The sequence below is a fragment of the Chengkuizengella marina genome (genome assembly GCF_009910845.1).
GTDB classification, from domain to species: domain Bacteria; phylum Bacillota; class Bacilli; order Paenibacillales; family KCTC-33759; genus Chengkuizengella; species Chengkuizengella marina.
The window spans coordinates 109,869-136,696 of the sequence record NZ_SIJB01000018.1 but is presented as its reverse complement, the minus strand read 5'-3'; the positions used below and the strand labels follow the sequence as shown (position 1 = coordinate 136,696).

Below are 26,828 nucleotides of genomic sequence, written 5' to 3'. Positions count from 1 at the left end.
ACAGAAGGCATGAGATTCAAATCAAAACTTAAATCCATTAAGGGTGATATCATGAAAGCAAGTGAAGTTAAGAAAAGTATAATCCTTCAGTTATGAATGAAAGGATTATACTCTTATATTGTTTGTTTTATCATGATCTCTTTAATTTGCTGAGGATGGTCTACTATATATTCTGGCTTTCCCTGTTCTAACAACCTCCTTGCATCAAATCCCCATGAAACACAGATAATTTTTATTTTTGCTTTTTTGCATGCTTCAATATCCCTTATTTCGTCCCCAATATATATTACATTCTCTTTTTTGATTTTAAAATGATTTAAATACTTATAAATGAGTCGATGTTTGCCAAAAACATTCGTTGAGCAAATAACTTTGCTAATATGTTTAATTCTGTGCTTGGACAAGTATTGAATGATATTCTTTTTATCGTTTGTTGATATAATGCCAAGTTGATATCCTAACTTATGTAATTCTTTTATAACTTCCGGTACACCATTCACAGTAGGGACTTTTAATATTCTTTGTTTATATTTTTTCCTTACCTCGTTGACAAGACGGGGTAGTTTCCACAATGGTACCTTAAGATACTTACTTCTTTGAGGTATGCTTAGAGAACTTAAATATGCGATTTCCTCCTTTTTAATAAGCTTATAATTATGTTTTGCAGCAAGTTCATTATATATATCTATCGTTAAGTTTTTGGATTGCACAATCGTCCCATCAAAATCAAAAATGATGTGTTTCATTTATGTCCCCCCTAAGTAAGTACATGTATATTCCAACTTATTTAAGAATATGTGAGTATAAGTCATTATAAATGATTTCAGGAGAGAATAGTTTAGTTATTTTATTTAAGTTTCAGAACTATTCCCTTACGGGGGGGGGGTGAAATAAATTCATCCTCCTTTTTAATATCCTAACATTTTATAATGGTTAGGAAGATTAAAGTGTATAAATGAGACGGCTTATACAGTGGAGGTTTAATGAAGGTGAAAAAAACTGTTTTAATTACAATATGTGCATGTATCTTTTTTGGTGGGGTTACATATATTGGATATTTATCCATCTTTGACAAAAAGAGTGAGGTAGAAGTTGATCCTAAAAATATAAAAAATATAGAAGATGATGGCCTCCTTATTGATATAACTAATGCCACTGTTTAGTAATTAGAATAATAGATTACTTTTTTAATTTATTAAATACATAAGGAGAAAATATGGAAATATTATTTTATCTATGGATATTTTTATTTGTATTTTTTATTTTTGCAATCGTATTAGAAATTCGTATTACAGAGAAAATGAGAAAGAGAATTTCTAGTAAATAAATTTAGAGAGTATGTTCAACAACTTTTTACAATCCTTTATTACAAGTTTTAATCTTATCAATATGATAGCAGAGATAATCCTCTTCATTTCTTCTTATCTACATACTTCAACATAATTAAAATTCCGCCTCCAAAGAATCATTCCTAATAGTTAATTAGGATTGATTCTTTAATTTTGTGATCATTTAATATATATATATTTACTTTAAGTGTTTACATATGGATAAGATAAAGATTAATGAAAATTTGACTTATATCATTATTATATTAATAAGAATGATAACTAGATTTGTTGAAACGTTATTTTTTGTCAGGAAAGAAAATAGTTTAGGGGGTGATATAATTTCATCCTTTTTCCAGTAATGTATAAATATTATAATACACATAAAGCTGGCCAGTATTATTGTTAATTTATCTTAAAAAAAGTAAAAACAAACAACGTGAGTAACGTGATGAAACACTAAAGGGTGTTGACAATGGCAAGAAAACAATATCATTTAAAGAAATACGTTTGCATCTGGGAGAGGAACGAACCATTGAAACAAACTTCGCTTCGAATAAGTAGATAGAAAATAATTGGTTTTGTTTAATTATCATAAAAAGATATTTAAAAATAATTATTCCCATTTTTATGATATAGTTACTAATGTTGGTATAAAGCTGGCCAGCTCATAAATAAAAACAACCATAAAAGGAGTTGTATTGAAAATCACTACATGTTTATACACTCCCAAAAACCATAAATATTGAAGGAAAGGATAATGGAATAATGAATAAAAAAATAATTACTATTTTGATGATTATCTCTATGATTTTTCTTACTTATAGTGCTGTGTTAGCTCATCATCCTTATAATCCAGGTAGACACTTAGCGAGTCAACATGGTCCAATAACTGATGTCTATTGTGCTGATGCTAAAGCTTCAAGTTTATCTTTGTCTACTATATTAACTTTAATTGACGAAGCATTAAATCACCCTGATGGGTTTGAAGATGGAAATGAATATAATTTACAATTTGCGAATCCTACGTATGCAAAGGAAGATTGTTCTGATATATCCAGTAGTAATTTGGAAAAAATATCTATAAGATATTATGTTTCTCCAGAAGGGTGTGGCGGATACTCTTGTATTGTAAACCCGCGTGGGGGTCAGACTTTGGTACATGACAATGGTAAAGGTGGAACATCAACAGATTGGCAGTATGCAGTATTGAAAATAAGGGATGCCTCTTTTACTTATTCAAACACAAAAAAATATATAGTTAACCATGAAACAGGTCATGCGTTAGGCCTTTTAGATGGAGATAGGACTTGCCCAGGTAGTATAATGCATTCAGCTGATTATTCGTGTACTGGTTATCCTGATGTTCCAACTCAACTTGATAAAGACACTATAATAGAAGAGTCTGATCAAATAGATTATGGAGAAGATGGTCCTAGATATCCTTAATAAAGGTATAATATCTAAAAAAATTAAATAAATAATTTAGAGGAGTTTGAAGTGTACATGAAAAAAACTATTGCAAGTTTACTAACATTAATAATCTTAGCTCTTGTTTTTGTTACATTTAGTGTTTATGGTAAGCAAGATAATTACAAAGAAAGTTATAATAGTGAAAAAAATAAATTTGCTCAAAATTATCTTCTTACAAAAAACAGGAAAGATACACTAAACATTTGTGTCGAAAGTTACAGTTCTCTTGTTAATACAGAAAGTATTAAAAATAAAGTTGTGAATAGTATAGAAAAAGATCTGAGAAAACATGTTAGATGGAATATTCAAGGTCTTGATAAATTTAAAATAGATGTGTCTCAAAAATATAGCTTTGATCCAATCCTCTTACAACCTAATAAGAACCATGTGTTTTTTAGCGGTGATCTTGATTCAATAAGGATTGTAGAAGAAGAGTCTAATGAACGAGTTGGAATTTTCATAGTTGACCATAGTGTTATAAATAAACATTTTAATGATACAGTTTCAAGATTAACACCTGAAGAATTTCTAATTGATAAGATTACAAATGAAGCACTTGAAGTTACAACTGGTATATACGTAACATCAGAAGAATTTGAAACACAGGAGTTTATCGATCAGTTTAAGTATGTATTGGGTTTAGATATATTACTTATAAATTAAAAATTTAATTAAATAAATTATTTAACCCTTGAGCTAATTTTTTTATTAACTCTCAAGGGTTAAATAATTTTAATTAGGAGGATTTAAAATGAATAAAATTTATATTATGAATATTGTGATAATTTTAATGATGTTTATAACTGGTTGTAATAATAATCCTGCAGATTCAGTAAACAATCTTTCTAGTTTAGATTTAGTAGAACTAGAATCTAAATTGTTAGAAACACAGGAGGAGTTAAAAAAAATAGAGGAAAAATTATTATATGAATCAATAAATAATAGCAAATTAAAGGATGAAATAAGAAAATATGAACAAATAGAATTTAGATTTAGAGAATTGCAAAAATATATAGATGGTATTACTCGTATTGAAAATTTAAACTATGAAATAATATATAATACTAATAATGAAATAGGTCTTTTTGTAAAAGATGTTCCTAAAGAAGAAAAAATTGAGAGATACTACTTATTAAAATTATCAATACTATATTCAGATGAAAAAGATAAGATTATAACTTTATGGAGTGAAAGCCAACCAGCTTTAGATTACTATAACCAAGATTATGATAATGAAGAAACATTAGAAGGATGGTCTGGGTTTGATTCTAGGTTTGGAGAAATAGATAATGAAACAAATAGGATTACATATTTCTACAGTAGAGCTGATGCCACGTATATAGATTTTGGTAAGTACACGAGTGATTAATCCCAATGGTACAAATGATGACTACCCAATGTTTTATAAATGTAGAAGAGTCAATAAAAACTCGTCTTACGATTATAAAAACCAAGGGGGTTATAAATGGGTGTTTATGTATGGTACTTTTTGAAAAAGGTGGTTATTATCCACAGTTTGGTCATAAAGGGGAATCGAACGATATCGTGAAAACAAAGAATTTTTTCTAGGGAATAAAAAATACATAACTCTCCTTCTTATTCCGCTTTCCATCAATCTTGCGGTATGATTTACATGAAATCGGCGGATTTTTTATTTGTTGAAACCTAATGGTTTCATTGATCCAGAACAAAAGACAATTGAGCGTATAGTTAACGAGTCTAGGTCTCATATATATTGAAAGGGAACATTATTCTTATTTTGTTTTCCTAAGGGAATATTTTCTTCTCTTAGGTTTATTTTCAATTAAATCAATAAAGAAAGGCATTACCTTGAATGTATTCGTGACCTGTATCATCGTTAAACCCGGATATTTATTGATGAGTACCCTGCCCAGACGATCTGGGTGATTTCTACAGGGCTACTTACTGTACTTAAGCTCTTTGTAATAGTGACGTAAACTATTTATAAAAAATAATACCTAATAATATTATAAATATTTTATATTTGGTTCATAAATTACCTCTCCTTCCTTATTTTTAATCTTGGGATCCTTTAGAATCAATCTTTGGGAGCAGTCTTTAGGGGGTGAAATAAATTCACCCTCCCCACTACCAAACAAAAATCATATAATTTTAAATAATGTTATCCAAATATTAGAATTTTTAAAACATTTCTAAAGTTTAATAAGAACATGTTAATTTTTTCTAGGTAATAAGTTATTACTATACTAAAATAGTTTTTTCTATTGAACTTAACTTCCATTCGACATTATTTATAATAAATCGACAATTTATTGTAAAATTTTTAGTATATTATGTTAAGGTTAAATATGTAAAAATATTTATTCTTAAAATTCTTCAACCAAAAGGGAAGTAGGTTCAGCTAAATGGAAAAAATAAATGTTATTTTAGTGGAAGATAGTTTATTTTGGTTACAACAATTATCAAAAGGATTATTAAACCAGAATGATTTTCATTTAATAGGTACAGCAACAAATAGAGAAGAAGCTCTTGATTTATCTATCAAAAATAATCCAGATGTTATCATACTTGACATTAATTTAACTGAAAACAATTTAGATGGACTTGATTTTGCAGAGGAGTTAGCCAAGAGAAAAGAAATAGACAGTAATATAATTATCCTTTCTGGAATTATGGAGGAAGATGTAATACTAGAGTCATTTGCTATAAAAAATGTGGTTAACTATTTATCTAAATTTAATATTTTAGATATATTTCAAGCGGTACGAGATGCATATCATGGTAAAGCTGGCATTCATTCCGACGTGTCGGAAATTCTGAGAAAAGCATATCGAAAAAACCGCAAAGAAGTTAGACTATCATTATTAACCCCAGCGGAAAGGGAGTTATATGATTTAGATAAGAAGGGACTCACAAAAAATGAAATGGCGAAAAAGTTACATAAGTCATTCAATACAATTAAATCTCAGTTAAGAAGTATGAGGAATAAAATGAAAGGTAAATAATTTATAGAGTTACTATATCCGAAAAGGCGTGATCTGTTTGACTTTAATTGATATTATTAATTTTACTTTTTTTTCAATGATTGAATATTTTATTTTATTCTATTTTATTTTTACCATATTTCGAATTAGAATGGTTGAGTATATACCTCAAATTGTATTAACCTCTTTAATTTTGTTATACGTTTCTCTTTCTTTACGTGATGGATATGGTTTAGAGACAATAGCACCTATTTCTCAAATGGTTTTATTGAGTTTTTTAATGTGGCAACTATTTAGGATGAAACTTGTCCACGCTATCATGATGTCTGTCGTTGGATTTGTTGGTTTTGCTCTCTTACAAATGATTATTTATTTATCGTATAAACCTGATATATCATTATTTTCAAATGAAGTATATTTTCTTCAAACAATAATAGCTGTTATAGGATTTGTAATCGTTTTTATAATAAAAAAGTTTAATGTAGGGTATTCATTAATTTCTAATGATCAAATGAAAGGAAATCATTCAAAATTCAGTGCTTTTCCCATTATTTTATCACTACTTGGTGCCATATGCATAGGTCCGATATATTTTCTTTTATATAGTCCTCAATTAAGGTTTTTACATCTTGTATTAGCAATAATAATTATTTTTATCGTTTTTAAGATTATTTCAATGAAACAAAAAAGATTGATTGATCAGAAAGTACTAAATAAAACATTAAAAGCCATGGATACAGGAACCTCAATGATTAATCACTCTATAAAAAATGAATTATCCAAAATCAATTTTTTAGTGAATCAATTATCAGATGAATCAAAGGGAAAATTAGATGAAGAGCAAAAGAATAAAACTATTAATCAGATTTTAAGCAGTACTAAGCATATGAATGACATGACGGTAAGAATAAAAGAAAAGACAGAAGATGTACAGTTACTTATTTCAAATATCCAATTATCCGATTTAGTATTAGAAATAACAACTAGCTTCCAACAGATTTCTGATGATCGTAAGATACAAGTAAATGTAAAAGCAGACAATGACATTATGGTTCAAGGGGATCAAACTCATATTAAAGAAGTTTTGATGAATATAATAAATAATTCCTTTGAAGCATTAAAAAAATGTTCTAATCCTCAAATTGACATTGGAATTATAGAAGATAAAAAGTACTTACGTTTATATGTGAAAGATAATGGTACTGGAATTCCAAAAGAGATACAAAATAAAGTACTAGATCCATTTTTTACAACAAAGAAAACCGCGAATAATCATGGTTTAGGGTTGACTTATAGTTACAACATTATGAAAAAACATAATGGGGATTTAAAAATTATTAGTGAAGAACACCAAGGGACTGAGGTTGTTTTAAAGTTGCCTAATTTTAATCCCACAAAAAATAAAAAATTACAAAGTACCAAAGAATCCAATGTGAATCTCTCTACTTAATCTTATGACATCTTATTGACTTATTTCTTGTTAGTAAAAGAGAGAATTAAAAATGAAATAAGAATGAGGATATTTTTAAGGGTGTGTGTTCTTTTTGACTATTGTTGACTTAATTAATTTCACAATTTTTTCTTTATTAGAGTATGGAGCCTTATTTTTTCTAATGTTCACTTTATTTCGATTGAAAATGCTAGACTATATTCCAAAAATTATTTTAACTTCGAACATTTTACTATATGTTTCAATTTCTTTACGTGAAGGGTTTGAATTAGAATTACTAGCTCCTATTTCTCAGATGTTTTTGTTGTGTATATTGATGTGGCAGTTATTTAGTCTGAATTTTTTACATGCAGTAATAATGTCTGTAGTTGGATATGTGTGCTATGCTATAATACAAACTATTTTATATTTAATTTATACTCCAGACATTGCACTATTTTCTAATGAAGTTTATATTCTTCAAATAATAACAGCTTTTATTACCTTTATAATAACCCTTATATTAAAAAAGTTTAATATTGGGTATTCTTTTATAGTAAAAAAGCCAAATAAAGTTAAATTATCTAAATTAAAATTTTCACTAGCATTTCTAATATTAGGGTTTTTACCACTAATATCTATGTATTATTTCTTATATAAACCTGATTTTAAAGTTGTATATGTTTTATTTTTTATTGTTTATCTTTCTATAGTTATTAGTTTGATTATAAAAAAATGGAAGCAAAATCTTAAACAACAAGTATTTAACAAAACGATGAAAGCAATGGATTCAGGTACATCTATTATTAATCACACAATCAAAAACGAAATAAATAAGATTAATTTTTTAATAAATCAATTAAATGAAGAATTAAGAGGAAAATATAATGATGAGAAGATGAACGAAACCGTTCACCAAATCATGTCAAGTTCAAACCATATGAACGAAATGACGGTAAGAATAAAAGAAAAAATGGAAGATGTAGATTTAATCATTTCAGATATACATTTGAATGATTTAATTAGAGAAGTTCTAGATAGCCTCCAACAAATTATAAATAATCGTAAGATACAAGTAAATGTGAATACAGACAATGACATTTTAATTCAAGGGGATCAGACTCATATTAGAGAAGCTTTGATTAATATAATAAATAACTCTATTGAGGAATTAAAAAATTGCTCTTATCCTCAAATTGACATTGGAATAAGAGAAGAAAAAAAGTACATAAGATTATACGTGAAAGATAACGGAAATGGTATTTCAAAAGAAATACAAGATAAAGTACTTGATCCATTTTTTACAACAAAGAAAACCGGGAGTAACTATGGCTTAGGATTAACTTATGGTTACAATATTATGAAAAAACATAATGGAGATTTGAAAATCATTAGTGAAGAGCAACAGGGAACAGAGGTTGTTCTATCATTTCCTATAATTAATCTAATAATTCAGGAAATTATAAAGTAGAGAAGGAGGGCATAAGATTTACCCATTTGGAAATGATTATTAAATAATGCTAGGTAGGATAATAAGGAGGTAAAATAAATGAAACATCGTCAGCAATGACAACTTTATAAATATTATTATCAAGTGTATTATTAGCATTAAATATAGAACGAATCAACTCTCTTGAAATTAATAAAAAAATCAGGAAGTAAATTGAAGTTAATGATTTAATAAAAAAACATAAAATATCGAATGTCTCCCTTGCAATGAAGTCTTAATCATCTATACTCCCTTCTATATCATCTTCTATACTATAATTTCAACAATCGAGTTTATTATTTTTTAATTCAATTGGCATAAAATATATCTAGTGATATTTTATTAAATCTTTGTATTTATGTGAAAGTTTATTGATTTCAAAGATATTTATTATAGATTAAAATTATTTAAATCTAATTAATTATCCCATGTTTTAGTTCTTCTTATGGTTTTTACAATTCCCCACTTTTAATCTCCAGGCCATAATTTTTCAATTATTTATATCTTTAAGTGATTGTAATCAATTCATCAAAATTCACCATAAATCGAAAATATTATACAAAATTCCCAAAAATTCTACTGTGAAATATAAATAATATAGTTTAGAATATAGGAGACTATTATTATGTATTTTATTAAGAAGTGAGAGAATCAAGATGATCGAAACATTAGCTTTTAGAATTGCAAAATCAATTAAAGACATAGATCCTGAGAATACTAATAGTATAGAAGTAATGAAATTCTCTTTAATTATATTGATTAATAATTTATTAGTAATCTCTATTTCCATCATTTTTAGTATGTTATTTGGATATACTATAACTGCAATTATAGGATTATTAGCATTTGCGATTTTACGCCTTTTAACAGGTGGTTACCACTTTAAAAGTGCTTTAGCTTGTACAGTTACTTCAATAACATTGATATTATGTATCCCCTTATTTCCTGTTTCTAAAATGATAATAAGTTTATTAACTATTTTAAGTTTAATACTCATTTATTTCTTTGCTCCTTCAAATATTGAAGATAGTTCAAGGATACCTAAAAAGTATTATCCTCATTTAAAATTAGCAGCTTTAACACTAGTAGGAATTAGTGTTTTTATTCAATCAATTCCTATATCAATAGCTTTTTTTATTCAGTCTCTTACATTAATAAGGAGGTGATATTAAATTGTTGAAAAAAATAGCCGTAATATCATCTTTAATTCTGGGTTTTATAGCTGAAATGACTGTAAGTACTGCTAGCAATATGATGCTACATCAACCTAAAGTACCGAAAGAACTTCTAGATAAAGAAGTAGATCATCATAGATAATAATATAAAACACCTATCCTCCTTATTGGTTGGAATAGGTGTTTTATTCTATTCCATTTTTAGTGGAAGTTGAATAGAAAATTCTAGTACTTGATTTGATAATGTTTTAACTTCTATAGTACCTTTATAATGCTCTACTCTTTCTTTTACAATAGCTAATCCAATTCCTTCATGTAGGTTTTTTTCCTTAGTAGAAAAGCCAGATTGAAACAACTTATTTTTTTCATTTATTACCTTTGAACTACATGGGTTTTTAGTAGTTATAAATAATTTCTCACTTAATGTAGTTACTTTTAAACTTATCCATTTCTTATCTAATGGAATTGTTTCAACTTCATCAATAGCATTGTCTATTAGATTACCTATTATTTTTATAATATCTATAGATGTAATACCTAGGGAAAGTCCATCTAAACCAGTGATATCATATTGAAATTTAATTTTCTTTTCAAGTGAGATAATCATCTTACTTTGTACTAAGGCTGCTAATGCAGGATGTCCGATTTCTAAAATTTCATTGACTTCTGATATCTCTTTGGTAAGTTCTTTTGTGTAATTTTCCAATTGATTATATTTCTTATACTTTACAAATCCGTAAATAACCTGAACATGATTTAAAAAATCATGACGCTGACCTCGTATACTAGTAAACATTCGATTGACATCACCAATATAATACTTTTGAGTCATACGAACTGCTTCATTTTTTGTCTGTTTTATAGCGCTAAATGTAACTAATATAATAATAAGACTTAAAAAGATCATTATTGATAATAATATGAATAGAGTTTTAGAGAGTATATGAGTTGAATTAAAGTATCCAATAGAAATAATGAAGCATGTTACTATAAATTGAATAATCAGTATACATAATAATAGTGTGATTTTCTTATGTTTCTTGATATTAACAATTAGGGTTTCTCCAGGGGAAAATTTTTTCTTAATCATAAAATAAATTAAAATTGTCATAATTACTACTGTTGGTAAGGAAATATATATAAGGTTTAAAGTGCTTTGTAACAATTCATCTCTAGGGATAAAAATAAATGCTATGCTAGCCACTAGTATTTCTATCGTCATAGATATAATATAAGCAAATATAGGTATTAGTGTTTTTTGTAGTTTATTTAGATGATAAAAAACAATGTTGAATAATATAAAGTAAGATGTGAGACTATTTATAAGCTGGAGTTGAGGAGAAGAGGTAAATATAAATAAATCTATATAAATAGATTGAATAATTGCAAATAGCAAGATTCTTTTCCATACTGTATTTAATGGAATTCCCCAAAAAATCAATGAAAAACTTAAAGTAAGAAAATAGTTTGGAAAAGAATAAATTACAATTAAGGGTAAAGCATTCATAAATAGTTTGAAAAAAGTTTCTATCAAATCATTCACCTTCTCTATATTTGTAGCTAATCTACTAAATATATACATTCATTAGTAATATAATATCATAATATGAAATAATTTTGTTAAGTTATGTATTTTCGTGTCGAATAACCTCGAATATAATTTACCATGATTATTAATAAATAAAAAGTCATAAAATGTATTTGTTATAAGGGAATATTTGCATTCCATGTAAAGTGTTCAAGTAAACCCGATATGTTATACTTAATTACTAATGAAACTAACAATAAAAAGCTATAATTTAAGTAGATCATAGGAGGGAATGACTTGACCAAACAATATAAATTACTTGCTTTGGATATGGATGGAACGGTTTTAAATGAAAATAGAGAAATTTCTGATGTGAATAAAGATGCAATAAATAAAGCCTTAAATAGTGGAGTTATTGTTAGTTTTGCAACAGGCAGAGGATATCAAAGTATAGAACCATATATACATGAACTGAACTTAGACACACCTATTGTGGCTGTGAATGGAAGTGAAGTATGGAAGAACCCGAAACAATTAATGCAGCGTCACCTACTAGAAGTTGAAGTCATTAAAAAAATGCATGACATTGCACTCCATTATGATACTTGGTTTTGGGGATACACAGTAGAAGGATTATTTAATAAAGAACAATGGACGGATAATTTACATGATTATCAATGGTTAAAATTCGGTTATTATACTGAAGATGATAGTAAGATCAAACAAATTTTTGAAACCATAAAAGCATGGGGCACATTAGAGTTAACTAATTCACACCCTTCTAATCTTGAATTAAATCCAAAAGGGATCAGTAAAGCAAGCGGTTTACAAGCTTTATGCAACTGGAAAGAATTTAATATGTCAGAAGTCATTGCGATGGGAGATAGTATGAATGATCTTGCTATGATTAAATCAGCAGGTCTTGGAGTTGCGATGGGGAATGCACAGGATATCATAAAAAAAGAAGCTGATATAGTGACGTTGACTAACGATGAAGATGGTGTGGCAAAAATAATAGAGGAATACATATTAGGAACATAAGATCTTCAAAAACGCATTTTGCAGAAAAAGTGAAACTACCGGTAATCTGCTCTTATGGCTCGTAAATATATATTTTCATGATCGTTTTTTAATATATTATTCAGGAAGGAAAGTTACTTTGTCAAAAAAAGATTCTTTAATTAAAGGCACAATAGTACTAGCAATCGCAGCTTTTATTGCACGTTTTTTAGGGCTTTTTCAAAAGGTCCCACTGCAAAATATGCTTGGGGATACCGGCATGGCCACCTTTAATATTGCTAATTCAATCTACTTTCTACTACTTATGATTGCAACAGCTGGTGTCCCAGTTGCAATCAGTAAATTAGTATCAGAACGAGTGGCAATAGGTAAATTTGCAGAAGCTCATCGTATTTATGTTGCATCTATTAAGTTTGCCATTTTTGCAGGTCTTTTTATGACAGCATTACTCTGGTTTGCATCCGATTATTATGCGACTAATATTGCTGAGGATAAGGATGCTGTTTTAGCGATTCGTGCTCTTGCTCCTGCCTTATTGTTTTTCCCTGTCATTGCCATCATGCGGGGGTATTTTCAAGGAAGGCAACAAATGATGGGTAACGGGATTTCACAAATTGTTGAACAAATTGTAAGAGTGATTGTATCTGTTGGACTCGTATCATTATTCCTTTTCATTGGTATTTCAAAAAAAGTTGCGATCGCTGGTGCTACTTTTGGTGGAGTCGTTGGTGGAATTGCTGCACTTATTGTATTGTTGTTTTATTGGCGTAAGTTAAAAAAACAAGATAGTAAGGATCAACAGCTTCATAAAACAAATGATAAGAAACTAGAAGCTAGTGAATCATTAACTTATAGAAAAATATATGCTATGATTTTTAAAATTTCAGGGCCTGTCATTCTCATAGCCATCATTGTCCCTGCAATTAACTTTATTGATTCTTCAACTGTAATTTCATTGCTTGAAGGAAAGTTAGGGTATGATGGTGCAAAAGAAATGTTAGGTATTTTGCAAAGTAGAGCCCAACCACTCGCAGGTCTACCAATTATATTTTCAATTGCAATTAGTCAATCTATTCTTCCAATCATTTCATCAGCATATGCAAAAAAAGATCAGTTAGTATTAAACAGACAAACCTCTCTAGCATTAAGGATGTCTATTCTTTTCAGCATGCCAATCATCTTAGTTATATGTATTGCAGCTGAGCCTATCAATGGTTTGTTATTTAAAAATACTGTAGGAACTTCTGTTATTATTTATTTAACAGCCAGTACAATATTTCAAGTGTTAATGATGACATCAGGTACCATTCTAATGGGGTTAGGTCAATTTAAGAGACCGATGATTCATGTATCGATTGGAGTGTTGTTAAAAGTGGCAGGGAACTTTTTATTAGCACCTTGGCTTGGAATAGATGGAATCATTTTATCTACTGCTATCAGTTTTTCTATTGTAATGATATTAAATTTATCTTATTTGAAACAAACCGTTTCATATACTGTATTGGGGAAAAAGTGGATAGGCACGATAGTATCGTCAATCCTGCTCATCGGTGTTGGATATTTAATTATACTTTTCAACGAATCCATCGTTCAGTATTCCATAGATAGGATTACATATTTAGTGCATTCACTTATTTTAGGACCGATTATTGGGATCTTATATTTACTGTTCATGATTAAATTCAGAGTTATTACTGAAAATGATATTCGACACTTACCTGGTAAAGCTCAGAAAGTGATGGAAAAGGTTTTACGTATCATTAACCGCTAATTAATGATCTTCAAACAACATTTTTTCTGCCATAACAGCAAGTTCTATTTTATTTAAAGCTTGGCAGTAATTATGCGTCATTTCCAAAGTGATCGGTGGTTTTATCTTTTTAAAATGTTTTAGGATAGAGAGATCCATAAACCAATCCTCTTGCGTTGTGGACTGAAAGGGTACATTAGACCATATTTCCGTTAATTCGGGGCTGAACAGCGGTTCAGCTCCTTTTTTTAATTTGCATCCTATAATTTTCTGCATGCTATAGTTGGAAGAGGCTGATTTCTTTTTTGAAAATAACTCGGGACAATAATCTACTCTAGAACCAGTGTGAGGGACTTGAGTAGAGAAAGTTTTAATTGCTTGATAATAGTCAGGATAACAAAATAAAATAGTATATAGTTTTTTGCCTACTTCAATTCTTTCTTTAAGATTGGAAAAATTCTGAACTGTGACCCCCACTAAGTCTTTTTTATCATTTTGATGAGAGGTAATCATTGGAAAGAGGACTTGATTTAGCTGTAATATGGATTGTGTTTTAAAATAAAATTTATCCAACACTTTTTCTTTATATTTTGGATTTAAGACAACTCTTTTTTCAATGTAATTTTGTTCATTTATAATGAGAGCGATCGTTAACAAAGTAGATTGTTGTTGATTACTCCAAAAGAAATCCCAGAAAGGACGCATGAATTTAGATATATGAAAAGCGTCCAACAAATGAAATAAGTTCTTATTCAATCGGAAACTTTCTTCATACAGTAATAATTGGGGATAGGCATCTTGAAATATAAGTGCATTAGCTCTCTCTAACATTAAAAACGTAGCTAATCTCTTTTCGTTGTTAAGTAATCGAGGTAGAAACTCTCCTTTTAAATCCGTCATATTCCAACCGCCATTTCTCGATACCATATGAGCTAGAAATGCCCAGTGAAGGTTAGAATTTCTCTTGTAGACTTCCAGGTACGCTTGGGTGCGTGTATTGTTATTTAGGTTATTTGTCTTAGTTTTTTCCTGTATTTTATCTATAATTTCCTGTTCAACTTTAGTAAAATTATTATTCATAGGTTTAGGGTGTTCCAATATACTTTTTAATTTTTTTTGAATCATTTTGAAATCCATTGGATCGTATACCAAAGGGGTATATTGTTTTTGCAGTTGTAAGAATGTTATTAAGCTTTTTGCTTTTTGTCTTGTTTCCTTGAAAAGGTTATTAAAAATTTGCAACACCTTCTTTCTACATTTAATGAATGTAAGAAGTTTTACATATCTACGCTTTAACATTAGTAAGTGTAAGAAGTATTACATACTAATTTATGATATTTTGTTAATATGAGTGTGAACAATTTAACATTTTCATTTTAGTTTGAATGGTAGTACTAGTATTCCGTATAATAGTTGTTAAGATTCCTTTTTTATAGAGGATAATCAAAGGAGGAGTAAAAGATTATGGAAAAATTAACAAGTGCAAAACAATTCACAGAAATGATTTCAGATAGCACTCCCGTCATTGCCGTTTTCAAGGCGGAATGGTGTGTTGATTGCCGCTTCATAGATCCATTTATGCCTGAAGTAGTTGCAAAGTATGAAGGGAAAGTTCGTTTTATTGAAATTGATTCAGAACAATTTTCTGAATTAGTAGATCAGAATAATGTGCTAGGTATTCCAAGTTTTATCGCTTTTCATAAAAACAAGGAGCTTATTCGATTTGTAAATAAATTGAGAAAAACCCAAGAGGAAATTGAGGCTTTTGTTGATCGTGCCATAGAAGTCGCTTCTGCATTAGAAAAGTCATAATGTAAATGAATTCTAAAACAAAAAGATTCAAACATATGATGTCGTCACCCTAAAAGTTTATTATTTTGGGGCGGCGATTTTTTTATTTGATAAAATTGAATAGTGCTTCTTCGCACTTTCTTCACTTTTTAATGAATAGTGATATGGTATTCTTAACTGTGAACAGATATAATGAAAATTGTTGTTATTTGTACAAAGAGAAGGGTGAAAGCATTGGTTAAAGGATTAAAATGGATAGCTACGATCACATGTGTGGGTATGTTCCTCGTTTTACTTGCGGGGACGTTAGTTACAAATACGGGATCAGAATTAGGTTGTGGTCATGATTGGCCACTATGTAACGGTAAATTTGTACCTTCATATACTATTCCATCCATCATAGAGTGGAGTCACCGATTTGTAACTGGTATAGAGGGAATATTAGTGGTGATTACCCTTGTTATGGTCATTAAATATTTAAAACAACGCAAAGATGCCTTATTGTATGCATGGGGAACATTATTTTTTACTGTAGTACAAGCCATCATGGGAGCTATGGCCGTCATGTGGCCACAATCGTCTCCTGTCCTAGCACTTCATTTCGGAATATCAATAATGGCATTTGCAAGCAGTTTGTTGCTCGTGATGATCGTTTGGAAAATAAATCCACAAGAGCAGAGTCAATATACAAAATGGGGCGAACCGATATCATTTAAAGGGAAACCGATTGGTAGAAGTTATCGTATCTTTGTATGGTTTACGACCATTTATACTTATATCGTCGTGTATACTGGAGCGTTAGTGAAACATACGGATTCAGGCTCTGCTTTTGTTGAGCTTTATCAAAATACATTCGTTACCTTGATAGGAAAAGTAGGTGTAGCACTTACACATGTTTCTTCTGCCAGTTTCTTATTTATTATTATGTTGATTGTTGCTCATTTTGCCTATAGATCATATCATCATATTCGTCCAATTCGTAAAGCTGGAATAGCTGCACTTGTTTTAATTATAGCCCAAGTCATAAGTGGTGGTATACTAGTTGCAGCAATCAGTAATGAAAACTGGTACTTATTTGCCATCTTGTTGCATACGTCTATTATTTCAGCCATGTTCGGAGTATTGTGTTATTTAAGCATGTTAGTATGGCAATGGAGGGAGAAAGTGAAATGATTCAAGATTTGAGAGCATTTATTCATCTTTTAAAAAAAGAAAACGATATCGTAGAAATATCTGCATCAGTTGACCCATATCTAGAGATAGCTGAAATTCACCGACGTGTGATTGATGAGGGTGGTCCTGCATTGTTATTTACCAATGTAAAAGGAAGTCCTTTCCCTGTTGTGACGAATTTATTTGGGACAAGTAGACGTGTGGATTTAGCTTTTGGTCCAAAACCTGAGCAGTTAATGAAACAGATTATTGGAGCGATGGACACACTTCTTCCACCGACACCGAAAGCATTATGGAAAGAGAAAAATTTAATATTTGATATGTTGAAAATAGGAACGAAAACCGTACCAAAAAATGAAGCTCCTGTCATGCAAGTATTAAAACAACAAAAACCGTTAAGTGAGCTTCCAGTGATTACAAGTTGGCAGGAAGATGGGGGGCCATTTTTCACCCTGCCTTTAGTTTATACGGAACATCCTGAAACAAAGGATCACAATCTTGGTATGTATCGTATGCAAGTATATGATAATCAAACAACAGGAATGCATTGGCAAATCCATAAGGGTGGAGGGTTTCATTATCATGAGGCAGAGAAAAAGAATGAACCTTTTCCAGTTACTGTTTTTCTAGGAGGACCGCCTGCACTAATAGCCTCTGCAATAGCTCCTGTACCAGAGCATTTACCAGAACTATTATTAACTTCTTTAATTTTAGGGAAGAAATTAAATACAGCTGACAATCCACTTGGAGACCATCGTCTGATTGCAGATGCTGAATTTGCCATTCATGGTAAGGTACCACCAAATTACACAAGACCAGAAGGTCCTTTCGGAGACCATTATGGATACTATTCTTTAATTCATGATTTTCCTGAATTTAGAATTGATCATATGTGGCATCGTAAGGATGCTATTTATCCAGCAACCATTGTAGGCAAACCTAAACAAGAAGATTATTATATGGGTGAGTTTCTACAACGACTGCTATCTCCAGCTTTCCCAATGGCGATGCCAGGGGTGAAACAGTTGTGGACATACGCGGAAACAGGTTTTCATCCACTAGCAGCAGCCGTAGTTAGGGAAAGTTATTCTCGTGAAGTATTAGCTAGTGCTTTTCGAATTTTTGGGGAAGGTCAGCTTACGTTAACAAAATTTTTAATTTTAACAGATCAAAATGTAAACTTAGAAAATTTTCCACAATTATTTGAATCTGTATTAGAAAGATTTGAACCCAAAACGGATTTGTTTATCTTTAATAAAACCTCACATGATACATTAGACTACACTGGGAAAAAGTTGAATCATGGGAGTAAAGCAGTGTTAATTGGAGTTGGGGAGCCTAAGAGGGAACTACCTGGTGATTATACAGGTGGAGATTTAGCAGGCATATCTAAAGTTTCTTCTTATTGTAAAGGGTGTCTAGTTATCTCAGGTAAAAAGTATGAAGAAGAACCTGAGTTAGCAGCACATATTCTAAAACAAAATAAACAGAACCTGAAGACGTGGCCAATGGTTATACTAGTTGATGATGCAGATATCACTAAAGATCAAACTTCCTTTTTATGGACCGTGTTTACTCGGTTTAATCCGGCAACAGATATGTATGCAGATAGTGAAATTCAACAGCATCATCTAAACTATGAACTCCCTATAGTCATTGATGCAAGAATGAAACCAGGGTATCCTGATGAGTTATTTCCACGAGAAGATATTGTAGCGCTTGTTTCAAAACGTTGGAGTGAATATTTTAATTCATACTAAGGAACGTTTTCGTCAGGAGAATAGAAGTGGAAAAAATAGTAAAGAACTGATATGAAGGAAGTGATGTGATGTTTGATCAATCATTTAAATTACCTGATAGGAAGAAAGAAGGAGATTTCTTTCATATCAATCAAGCTATTGAAAAATTTAGCGATCTCATTATTGAACTTGATCAAAAAAAGGATTTACCAGATAAATATATTCGAATAAAGCTGTTAGCTGAAGCATTTATTATTTCTTTGAATGAATTGGAGCAAAGTGTATTTTCCAGTAAAAAATATAGTAAAAAGATCCACACTACTTATGAAGAAGATATGGATGCAGCTGAATTAAAGGACTATTATTTGCATGTTTATTATTATAAAAATTCTTTCATTCGAATTTTTTCTATATTGGATAAATTGGGGTATTTTTTGAATGACCTATTTGATTTGAAAACAGAACAGGTTAAATCAAGGTTTTCATATTATACTGCTTTAAGACAGATGTATGATTTGAAGAAACATCCTACTTTACAAAAGTTACTATATCATATTAAATTAGAATATAAAGAGCCGATGAATCATTTAAGAAAAAAAAGAAATTTAGAAATTCATTACATTAATGTTGAAATGTTAGATGATCTGGCTAAAACGGATGATGTTTCTGAAGAAAAAGTAACAGTTGAAAACTTAGCAAACAATGTATATATTTTACAACAAGGATATAAAATGGTTTGTTTATCTTTAATTGAAGTATTTGATTATGCTAATCAATTGTTACAAAAACAACTGGAACATACATAAAGATGGACAGTAATTCAATTGTCACTAGAGGGGGACGAGAGAATTTAATGTTAAAAAATAAAGTAGCTCTAGTCACAGGTAGTGCAAAGGGGTTGGGCAAAAAAACAGCTCTAGCATTTGCTGAACAAGGTTGTAATGTCATTATTAATTATGTACATAGTAAAGAGGAAGCGGAGCATTTGCTTGAAAAGATTGAAGCAATGGGAGTACAATCTGCTGCCATACAGGCTGATGTGACCCAATTCAATCAATTACAATCCATGATATGTAAAATTGAAGAGCGATTTGGCGGAGTTGATATATTAGTAAACAATGCAGGTCCATTTATTCGTGAAAGAAAGTTGTTTTCAGATTATTCTTTTGAAGAAATGAATTATTTAGTTCAAGGGAATTTTTTAAGTGTTATGCAGCTGGATCATTTAGTGCTTCCTTATATGAGGCAAAAAAAATGGGGGAGAATTATACACTTCGGTTTTGGACATGCCGCAGAATCAAGAGGATGGCCTCATAGAGCGGTTTATGCAGCTGCAAAAGTAGGATTAGTATCGTTTACAAAAACATTGTCTGTAGAAGAAGCAGAACATGGAATTACAGTTAATATGGTTTGTCCAGGTGATATTCGTGGTCAAAATAAAGAGATAGAAATTAAAGATGTTATCACTGTTTTAGATGAGGAATCGCCTAGAGGTAGGCCAGGAACTGGTGAGGATGTATCAAGGGTTATTACGTTTTTATGTCAATCACAGTCTGATTTTGTAACCGGGAATATCATTGATATTTCCGGTGGGTTAGATCCTATACGAACTTTTCCAATGAAATGAATATAAAAAGTATATAATACAAAAAAGAGTCGTCCTGATAGTGGACGACTCTTATATTTTTGCTTTCAAAGCTTAACTTCACTTTTTGGGTTTAGTATTTGTTTCAGGCCCCGCAAAAGTAATAGGATTACTCATCAAAGTCTTACTTCCCTTTTGTGGTATCTTTTTGTTCTGGGGTCCCCGAAAAGTAATAGGTGTTATCTCCAAAGCTTAACTTCACTTTTTGGGGTGCTTTAGAATACTTGTTCTACTTCAGTGATTCCTTCAACTTCTTCTGTAAGAGCTCTTTCAATCCCTGCTTTAAGGGTAATTGTAGAACTTGGACAACTGCCACAAGCACCTACTAATTTAAGCTTAACAATACCATCTTCTACATCTACAAGTTCACAATCTCCTCCATCACGCTGAAGAAATGGGCGGAGTTTATCTAATACTTCAAGTACCTCATCGTACTGCTTTTGTTTATCTTCTACATTCATTTGATTCATCTCCTTCCTTCTATTATTATATTACAATAAGTAAGTATTGCAAATGGTTGCTCTTGAAAAAAATAAAGAGTTAACTCCAATAAAGTGAATCATGGTTGATACAGGAAAAAAATTACATTAAGCAGGTGTTAAAATATGAGACCTATTATAGAATTTTGCACTAATAATATGCATTTAGGAACGGATAAAATTATGAAAGAATTAGAAAAAAATCCGGAATACGATGTGATTGAATACGGATGTCTAGGTTACTGTGGGGTCTGTTCTATGGAACCGTATGCCCTCGTAAACGGAGATTTAATTACTGCCGAAACACCAGATCAATTGAAAGAAAAGATTGAAAAAGAAATTGAAGAATATTTAAAATCCTATGATCTTGATGTTTAATGAAATTTTTAATTGTTATATATCGGTTTATAATTTATCCAAAATGATTTTTGGACATCCAAAGTACCCCGCTTTTTAAGACTCTTGGTACTCTTCCAATCATGACTGTTTTTTTACCCATAACGCCGAAACCTTCTTTTTTACCTAGAGAACCTAAAACTCCTTTAAGCTTGATTTTACCAAGCTTTGGAGTTTCTTCTCTCCATAAGGCTTGTATGACTTCTGCTACTTGTTTTCCTTGTGCTTCTGCGGCTTGAGCACTAGGTGAAAAAGGTAAACTAGCACAATCACCTACAACGTAAACATTAGGATTTGAAGGAATTTGATGATATTCATTTAATATAACTCTGCCTTGATTATCTTTCTCAAAATTAAGATGTTGAACTAGTTCGACAGGTTGAATACCAGCAGTCCATACTGTAATATCTGTTTTTATCTTTTCATCTTTGTTATGTATTACATTTGGCTCTACTTCAGTTACACAGATATTTCCACGCATTTCTATATCATGTTCTTCGAACCAACCACGTACATAAGATTGTAGTTTTTTTGGAAATGATGATAGTATGCTGTCACCTCGATCTAATATTCGGACGTTAAGATCTGACCTGCTTTCTCTTAGTTCAGCCGCGATTTCCACACCACTTAAACCTCCACCAACAATGGTTACTTGTCCATAAGGTTTAATATCATTTACTTCTTGATACGTTTTGCGTGTTGCAGATAATGTTTGGATGCTATTCGTATAAATATCTGCACCAGGAATTCCATGATAACGATCTGTACAACCAAGTGCAATAACTAATTGATCATAAGAAATGGGGTCATCATTTTGTAATTGAACAAGTTGACTTTCAGTATTAATATCTATAATTTCCCCATATTTAACCGTTAATCTTGAGTCAACTGGATATTGAACTCTGATAGCCATATCTGAGATTGTTCCCGATGCTAATGCATAATATTCTGTTTTTAAACCTTGATAAGGCATACGATCTACTAAGGTGATATGTGCATCTTCTGGAAATTGATCATTTAATAATTCAAGTACAGTTGATAATCCTCCATATCCACCGCCTAATATTACGATATTTTTCATTGTGTTAATCCTTTCGCTGATACTTATATATAATTTATTTAGAAATAAAGGGAATTTACGGTCTTATACAAATTGCTTTAAGTGTTTAATGTTAAAGTGTCTGAATAAGACCATTTAATTCCTTTATTATTTTTGCTATAATGTTGACCTTTTTGAGAAAGTATCGATACCAGTTCGTCCATAAATTGAGAGATTAGTTATAGGTGTTCTTATCTTTTCCTTATTCGTAAACTTTAATCTCGTTATAAAAAGTATCTCTTTCCACAGGAATACGATTGGCTCCTTTTATTAACCAAACCAATTCATCACGAGTTAATCCTTCTTGAGATAAAGCACCGGCAGCATGGCTGATTCTTTCTTTAATTAACGTTCCGTGAACATCAGAGGCACCGAAGCTTAATGACATTTGAGTTAATTGCGTCCCAATGTTAATAAAGTATGCTTTAATATGAGGGAAATTATCTAACATTAAGCGGCTGATCGCCATTGTTTTGATATCCTCAAATGCAGAAGTACGTCTCTTGATTCCTGCATTTACATTTTTAGGTTGGACGGCTAAAGGGATAAAAACCATGAATCCATTTGTTTCGTCTTGAAGTTCCCTTAAATAAACCATATGCTGAAGTCGTTCCTCTAAAGTTTCAATAGAACCATATAACATTGTAGCATGTGTTTTCATACCTACTTGGTGTGCTGCACGATGGACATCTAACCATTGCTCTGTAGTTGCTTTGTTAACGCTCATTTTTTTTCGATATCTTTCTGAAAGAATTTCAGCACCACCACCAGTGAGCGTTGCAACACCAGCTTCTTTTAAAGCAAGTAACACTTCTTTTGTACTTAAACCACTAATTCTAGAGAAGAATTCAACTTCTGCAGCAGTGTATGCTTTCATAGTTACATTTGGGAAATGTTTTTTAAGTCCTTGGATACAATCTAAATAATATTGAAAAGGAACAGTATGATTATGTCCTCCAGTGATATGAAATTCTCTTATCCCTGGATGATAGTGTTTTTCTGCAAATTCAATGACTTGTTCAGCGTTGTAGGTAAAAGCACCTTCTTCGCCGGGATTTCGTTTATAGCCGCAGAATGCACATGTAGCTTCGCAAACATTTGTAAAATATAAAGTCATATTTTCGATAAAATAAACTTTTTTTCCATTTTTCATCAAATTTACTTGATTAGCCAATTGACCAATTGTTAAAAGATCATCTGATTGATATAAATGGAGTCCATCTTCTAGGCTTATCCGTTCTCCATGTTGAATTTTTTCTATTATAGATTGCATTTTAGTATCTGAATGACTTGTAAGGATACTCATGATATTTACCCTCCTATTTTAGTAGTAAAATATATAAATAAGTACACGATTAACAAGGTACATATATTTTTGAAATGAGCTGTTACTCATAAAAATCTAAATTAACACCCTATCCATTATAAACCTAGTGTCAAATACGAGCAATACACAAAATATATCCTTTAGTTGTTACAAATTATGTTTCTTAGTATAATATACTTAAATGATAACAATTAAATTTGTAACACATAGTTAAATGATATAAGTCCCACAAAATTTAAGGAGGGGAAGATATGATTAATATCACAAATACAGCATTAGATAAAATAAATGAAATGTTAGCTGCTGAGGATTCATCTGATTTATTTTTACGAATTGGTGTTAAATCAGGAGGATGCAGCGGTTTCTCATATGGTATGGGTTTTGATAATGAGCAGGCTGATGATGATAAAGTATTAGACATTCAAGGGCTTAAAGTTGTAGTTGATGAGGATAGTCAAAAATATTTAAATGGTTTAAATATAGATTATAAAGAGTCAGCTATGGGTGGAGGATTTACAATAGAAAATCCGAATGCATCTGCAACATGTGGTTGTGGAAGTTCATTTAGAACAGAATCAGATGCAGGACAGCCGAGTGAATGTTAATGTTGAATGAAATATGAACAAAGATTTTACAACTTAATAATAACGATCATAAAAAACCTTCTTGATAGTAAGGATTACACAATACTATCGGGAAGGTTTTTTTTATTAAAAAGGAGATGAGTTTAATGGTCGCATTTTTAGTTATCGTTACATTATTCTTAGGGTTTTGTTTATTGTTAGCATACTTTTTAATGGTAGGGGTGAAGAAGGATACAACTGATTACGATCAAAAATTTTTGTGGAATAATGATAAAAATATAAATCTCTGAAATTGTGATCAATCCCAAACATATACATATATAACTCACTTTAAAGGGGGAGTTATATATGTGGTCATTTATTATTATTATCGTTCTTTTTTTAAGTTTTTGTTGTTATTTAGCGTATATTCTTGGATTAGCAGTAAAAACAGATACAGCATTGTATGATCAAACCTATTTATGGAAGGATTTTAACATAAGTTTAGAAGAAATGAATTTAAGTAATAAAAACTAAAAGTGATTACAGAAGAGGTATTCGTTTTTTGAATGCAACAATATTGTAAAAGAAACTGATGAAATCCTTCATCAGTTTCTTTTACGAAATGCGCGTCTTTCAGCATACTCTGTACAATTCCTGCATACCACGACAGGTTCCCCAGTATCATTGTAATAATTCCTAGCATCCATAGCTTTTTTTCCACAGATCGCACATTTTTTCGGAGCAAATAAATTTTTTAACCATTGAAACATTTCTTCACTCTCCCTATAGCAAAACAAGAACACTTGTTCTAAATTATGTTTTTTGTTACACTAATAATAAATCTATATTAACAGGTGATGAATATGAAATTACTTAGTGATGAAAAATTGTTGAAAACATATGCTTTGTCCTTGAAATTAAAATTAGACAAAGACTTTATTCAATTACTGTTAGAAGAATGTATGAATAGAGGATTGAAGATTAAGGATGAAGATGATAATAATGAAATCAAAGAAAGTGGTATCTTATATTCTATTGAATGTGCTTAAATATTATTATGTTCAGTTTCACTAATCATTTTATGAAATTCTAAATGACATGATTCACAATAAGCAAGATGCACACATTGATGATTTATTAAATCAGGATAACCATTTGTATTTTTTAATTCATCTATAGCCAAATAAGCAGAATACGGCCCCATAAAGTCACCTAGTCGTCCGCAATCTTTAGCTTCATGGTTACATTTGGGGCAGTTTACATTTAATTTTGAGAAGCCATTACAAACCGAACAAAAAAAAGTCATAGGGTATCCCTCCATTAATAACATTCTTTAAGGAGTAGGATACCCTATATTTAAAATTTCATATTACTGCTGTGACCTGGAGATAATTTTGCATCTGGATCAACATATACCTTTGCATTGTTAATGGCAGTCGGAGCTTCACCAAATCCAACTGCAATAAGTTTTAGTTTTCCTGGATAAGTTGAAATATCCCCTGCTGCAAAAATTCCTGGTATATTTGTTTCCATTCTTGAGTCAACTTCTATGGAACCTTTAACAATATTTAAACCCCATTCAGCAATTGGACCTAATGATGAAATGAAACCATAGTTTACGATGACTGTATCTACGTCTAAGTCAAATTCCTCATCTGTTTTGCAATCCTTAATCGTAACTTTTTCAATTTTATCTGTCCCATGAAGTTTACTAATCTCTTTTGGTGTAAGTACATTTACTGAGGAATTCATTAAGTTATCTACACTATGCTCATGTGCTCTAAACTTATTTCTACGATGGATGATTGTTACTTCCTTTGCAATAGGCTCTAACATTAATGCCCAATCGACGGCAGAGTCTCCACCTCCACATATCACTACTTTTTCATCTTTATATATACTTAGATCTGGAACAAAATAATGCAGATTTTTCTTTTCGAATTGTGCTGCATCAGGCAAACCTAATTTTCTAGGTTCAAATGCACCTATCCCACCTGTAATAATGATAGCTTTTGCTAGATGTACAGTTTTATTAGTAGTGATTTCAAATAAACGTTCTTCTTTTTTTTCAACTTGCAATACTTTTTCTTCTAAGCAAACTTCCGTGGGAAAGTGTTTCATTTGTTCCTTTAGATTATCGATTAACTCTTGTGCTCTTACCTTAGGGAACCCAGCAACATCATAAATGTATTTTTCAGGATATAGTGCTGCTAACTGACCACCTAATTGTGGCATGCTCTCTATAATTTTTACAGAAGCATGTCTCATACCACCATAAAAAGCAGCGAACATTCCTGCAGGTCCTCCGCCAATAATGGCAATATCAACGATTTCATTATTATGCTGTATATTTGACACGAAAATTGCACCTCCGAGAATTTGAACCTTCCGTACTTCATTATAAACTTACCGATCTTAAAAGAAAACCTTTTTAAATTACACTAAATACAATTGA

General features: G+C 30.7%; 30 protein-coding genes. 21 read left to right on the top strand and 9 right to left on the bottom strand.

Annotated features, from left to right (window positions below; all coding sequences use genetic code 11):
• Window positions 1-113 precede the first annotated feature (113 nt).
• Window positions 114-746 carry an HAD-IA family hydrolase gene (locus tag ERL59_RS08050; protein ID WP_160645689.1) on the bottom strand — a complete coding sequence of 211 codons (633 nt, stop codon included), beginning with the start codon at window positions 744-746 and terminating at the stop codon, window positions 114-116.
• A 243-nt stretch (window positions 747-989) separates the two neighbouring features.
• Between ERL59_RS08050 and ERL59_RS08045 the strand changes: the two genes are divergently transcribed.
• The 9 genes from ERL59_RS08045 (at window position 990) to ERL59_RS08005 (ending at window position 10,002) form a co-directional block, all read left to right on the top strand.
• Window positions 990-1,163 (top strand): hypothetical protein, encoded by a 174-nt coding sequence (locus ERL59_RS08045; protein WP_160645688.1) that lies wholly within the window; start codon window positions 990-992, stop codon window positions 1,161-1,163.
• 933 nt (window positions 1,164-2,096) lie between these two features.
• Entirely contained in the window at window positions 2,097-2,777 is a 681-nt protein-coding gene (locus tag ERL59_RS08040) for a hypothetical protein (protein ID WP_160645687.1), read from the top strand.
• A gap of 57 nt (window positions 2,778-2,834) precedes the next feature.
• Window positions 2,835-3,464: a hypothetical protein gene (locus ERL59_RS08035; protein ID WP_160645686.1), complete on the top strand. Its 630-nt coding sequence runs from the start codon at window positions 2,835-2,837 to the stop codon at window positions 3,462-3,464.
• A gap of 88 nt (window positions 3,465-3,552) precedes the next feature.
• Complete coding sequence (locus ERL59_RS08030) at window positions 3,553-4,170, top strand: hypothetical protein (RefSeq protein ID WP_160645685.1); 618 nt, start codon at window positions 3,553-3,555, stop codon at window positions 4,168-4,170.
• 1,018 nt (window positions 4,171-5,188) lie between these two features.
• Entirely contained in the window at window positions 5,189-5,788 is a 600-nt protein-coding gene (locus ERL59_RS08025) for a response regulator transcription factor (RefSeq protein ID WP_160645684.1), read from the top strand.
• A gap of 37 nt (window positions 5,789-5,825) precedes the next feature.
• On the top strand, window positions 5,826-7,217 hold the full coding sequence (locus ERL59_RS08020; RefSeq protein ID WP_160645683.1) for an ATP-binding protein: 1,392 nt from the start codon (window positions 5,826-5,828) through the stop codon (window positions 7,215-7,217).
• Window positions 7,218-7,311: 94 nt separating this feature from the next.
• On the top strand, window positions 7,312-8,667 hold the full coding sequence (locus tag ERL59_RS08015; RefSeq protein ID WP_160645682.1) for a sensor histidine kinase: 1,356 nt from the start codon (window positions 7,312-7,314) through the stop codon (window positions 8,665-8,667).
• Between the two features lie 674 nt (window positions 8,668-9,341).
• The gene (locus tag ERL59_RS08010; protein ID WP_160645681.1) at window positions 9,342-9,851 is read left to right on the top strand and encodes an accessory gene regulator B family protein; all 510 of its coding nucleotides are present in this window, start codon (window positions 9,342-9,344) and stop codon (window positions 9,849-9,851) included.
• Between the two features lie 7 nt (window positions 9,852-9,858).
• A complete protein-coding gene (locus ERL59_RS08005; RefSeq protein WP_160645680.1) occupies window positions 9,859-10,002 on the top strand; it encodes a cyclic lactone autoinducer peptide in 144 nt (47 codons plus the stop codon).
• Window positions 10,003-10,050: 48 nt separating this feature from the next.
• Here ERL59_RS08005 and ERL59_RS08000 read toward each other — a convergent pair whose 3' ends face one another.
• The gene (locus ERL59_RS08000) at window positions 10,051-10,692 is read right to left on the bottom strand and encodes a sensor histidine kinase (RefSeq protein WP_160645679.1); all 642 of its coding nucleotides are present in this window, start codon (window positions 10,690-10,692) and stop codon (window positions 10,051-10,053) included.
• A gap of 993 nt (window positions 10,693-11,685) precedes the next feature.
• Between ERL59_RS08000 and ERL59_RS07995 the strand changes: the two genes are divergently transcribed.
• Window positions 11,686-12,429 (top strand): Cof-type HAD-IIB family hydrolase, encoded by a 744-nt coding sequence (locus tag ERL59_RS07995; protein ID WP_160645678.1) that lies wholly within the window; start codon window positions 11,686-11,688, stop codon window positions 12,427-12,429.
• Between the two features lie 118 nt (window positions 12,430-12,547).
• On the top strand, window positions 12,548-14,179 hold the full coding sequence (locus tag ERL59_RS07990; RefSeq protein ID WP_160645677.1) for a putative polysaccharide biosynthesis protein: 1,632 nt from the start codon (window positions 12,548-12,550) through the stop codon (window positions 14,177-14,179).
• Here the strand turns inward: ERL59_RS07990 and ERL59_RS07985 are convergent, their stop codons facing one another.
• Complete coding sequence (locus ERL59_RS07985; protein WP_160645676.1) at window positions 14,180-15,400, bottom strand: DUF2515 family protein; 1,221 nt, start codon at window positions 15,398-15,400, stop codon at window positions 14,180-14,182. It abuts the gene before it with no gap.
• A 222-nt stretch (window positions 15,401-15,622) separates the two neighbouring features.
• On the opposite strand from ERL59_RS07985, the gene ERL59_RS07980 reads away from it, so the two are divergent.
• The 5 genes from ERL59_RS07980 to ERL59_RS07960 all read left to right on the top strand — a co-directional run bounded on the left by ERL59_RS07980 (window position 15,623) and on the right by ERL59_RS07960 (window position 20,488).
• Window positions 15,623-15,970 carry a thioredoxin family protein gene (locus ERL59_RS07980; RefSeq protein WP_160645675.1) on the top strand — a complete coding sequence of 116 codons (348 nt, stop codon included), beginning with the start codon at window positions 15,623-15,625 and terminating at the stop codon, window positions 15,968-15,970.
• 213 nt (window positions 15,971-16,183) lie between these two features.
• The gene (locus ERL59_RS07975) at window positions 16,184-17,122 is read left to right on the top strand and encodes a COX15/CtaA family protein (RefSeq protein WP_235929829.1); all 939 of its coding nucleotides are present in this window, start codon (window positions 16,184-16,186) and stop codon (window positions 17,120-17,122) included.
• A complete protein-coding gene (locus ERL59_RS07970) occupies window positions 17,119-18,882 on the top strand; it encodes a UbiD family decarboxylase (protein ID WP_160645673.1) in 1,764 nt (587 codons plus the stop codon). Before ERL59_RS07975 ends, ERL59_RS07970 begins: the two co-directional genes overlap by 4 nt.
• 68 nt (window positions 18,883-18,950) lie before the next feature.
• Complete coding sequence (locus ERL59_RS07965; RefSeq protein WP_160645672.1) at window positions 18,951-19,667, top strand: Cthe_2314 family HEPN domain-containing protein; 717 nt, start codon at window positions 18,951-18,953, stop codon at window positions 19,665-19,667.
• Window positions 19,668-19,714: 47 nt separating this feature from the next.
• Entirely contained in the window at window positions 19,715-20,488 is a 774-nt protein-coding gene (locus ERL59_RS07960) for an SDR family oxidoreductase (protein ID WP_160645671.1), read from the top strand.
• 233 nt (window positions 20,489-20,721) lie between these two features.
• Here ERL59_RS07960 and ERL59_RS07955 read toward each other — a convergent pair whose 3' ends face one another.
• Window positions 20,722-20,967 carry a NifU family protein gene (locus ERL59_RS07955; protein ID WP_160645670.1) on the bottom strand — a complete coding sequence of 82 codons (246 nt, stop codon included), beginning with the start codon at window positions 20,965-20,967 and terminating at the stop codon, window positions 20,722-20,724.
• A 144-nt stretch (window positions 20,968-21,111) separates the two neighbouring features.
• On the opposite strand from ERL59_RS07955, the gene ERL59_RS07950 reads away from it, so the two are divergent.
• The gene (locus tag ERL59_RS07950; protein ID WP_160645669.1) at window positions 21,112-21,363 is read left to right on the top strand and encodes a YuzB family protein; all 252 of its coding nucleotides are present in this window, start codon (window positions 21,112-21,114) and stop codon (window positions 21,361-21,363) included.
• Between the two features lie 34 nt (window positions 21,364-21,397).
• Here the strand turns inward: ERL59_RS07950 and ERL59_RS07945 are convergent, their stop codons facing one another.
• Window positions 21,398-22,462, bottom strand: coding sequence for an NAD(P)/FAD-dependent oxidoreductase (locus tag ERL59_RS07945; protein ID WP_160645668.1), 1,065 nt, complete (start codon window positions 22,460-22,462; stop codon window positions 21,398-21,400).
• A 220-nt stretch (window positions 22,463-22,682) separates the two neighbouring features.
• The gene (gene mqnE, locus ERL59_RS07940; protein WP_160645734.1) at window positions 22,683-23,789 is read right to left on the bottom strand and encodes an aminofutalosine synthase MqnE; all 1,107 of its coding nucleotides are present in this window, start codon (window positions 23,787-23,789) and stop codon (window positions 22,683-22,685) included.
• 269 nt (window positions 23,790-24,058) lie between these two features.
• Here mqnE and erpA point away from each other — a divergent pair, with 269 nt between their 5' ends.
• The 3 genes from erpA (at window position 24,059) to ERL59_RS07925 (ending at window position 24,907) form a co-directional block, all read left to right on the top strand.
• The gene (gene erpA / locus ERL59_RS07935; protein WP_160645667.1) at window positions 24,059-24,412 is read left to right on the top strand and encodes an iron-sulfur cluster insertion protein ErpA; all 354 of its coding nucleotides are present in this window, start codon (window positions 24,059-24,061) and stop codon (window positions 24,410-24,412) included.
• Between the two features lie 125 nt (window positions 24,413-24,537).
• A complete protein-coding gene (locus tag ERL59_RS07930) occupies window positions 24,538-24,681 on the top strand; it encodes a hypothetical protein (RefSeq protein WP_160645666.1) in 144 nt (47 codons plus the stop codon).
• A 58-nt stretch (window positions 24,682-24,739) separates the two neighbouring features.
• On the top strand, window positions 24,740-24,907 hold the full coding sequence (locus ERL59_RS07925) for a hypothetical protein (protein WP_160645665.1): 168 nt from the start codon (window positions 24,740-24,742) through the stop codon (window positions 24,905-24,907).
• Window positions 24,908-24,978: 71 nt separating this feature from the next.
• On the opposite strand, the gene ERL59_RS20735 is transcribed toward ERL59_RS07925, so the two are convergent.
• Window positions 24,979-25,143 (bottom strand): hypothetical protein, encoded by a 165-nt coding sequence (locus tag ERL59_RS20735; RefSeq protein WP_201763506.1) that lies wholly within the window; start codon window positions 25,141-25,143, stop codon window positions 24,979-24,981.
• Between the two features lie 93 nt (window positions 25,144-25,236).
• Here ERL59_RS20735 and sda point away from each other — a divergent pair, with 93 nt between their 5' ends.
• Entirely contained in the window at window positions 25,237-25,422 is a 186-nt protein-coding gene (gene sda / locus ERL59_RS07920) for a sporulation histidine kinase inhibitor Sda (RefSeq protein ID WP_160645664.1), read from the top strand.
• On the opposite strand, the gene ERL59_RS07915 is transcribed toward sda, so the two are convergent.
• Together ERL59_RS07915 and ERL59_RS07910 are read right to left on the bottom strand one after the other, a co-directional pair.
• On the bottom strand, window positions 25,419-25,679 hold the full coding sequence (locus tag ERL59_RS07915; RefSeq protein ID WP_160645663.1) for a hypothetical protein: 261 nt from the start codon (window positions 25,677-25,679) through the stop codon (window positions 25,419-25,421). The two genes, sda and ERL59_RS07915, sit on opposite strands and share 4 nt — an antisense overlap.
• Before the next feature lie 50 nt (window positions 25,680-25,729).
• Window positions 25,730-26,731 (bottom strand): NAD(P)/FAD-dependent oxidoreductase, encoded by a 1,002-nt coding sequence (locus ERL59_RS07910; RefSeq protein WP_407925693.1) that lies wholly within the window; start codon window positions 26,729-26,731, stop codon window positions 25,730-25,732.
• Window positions 26,732-26,828 lie beyond the last annotated feature (97 nt).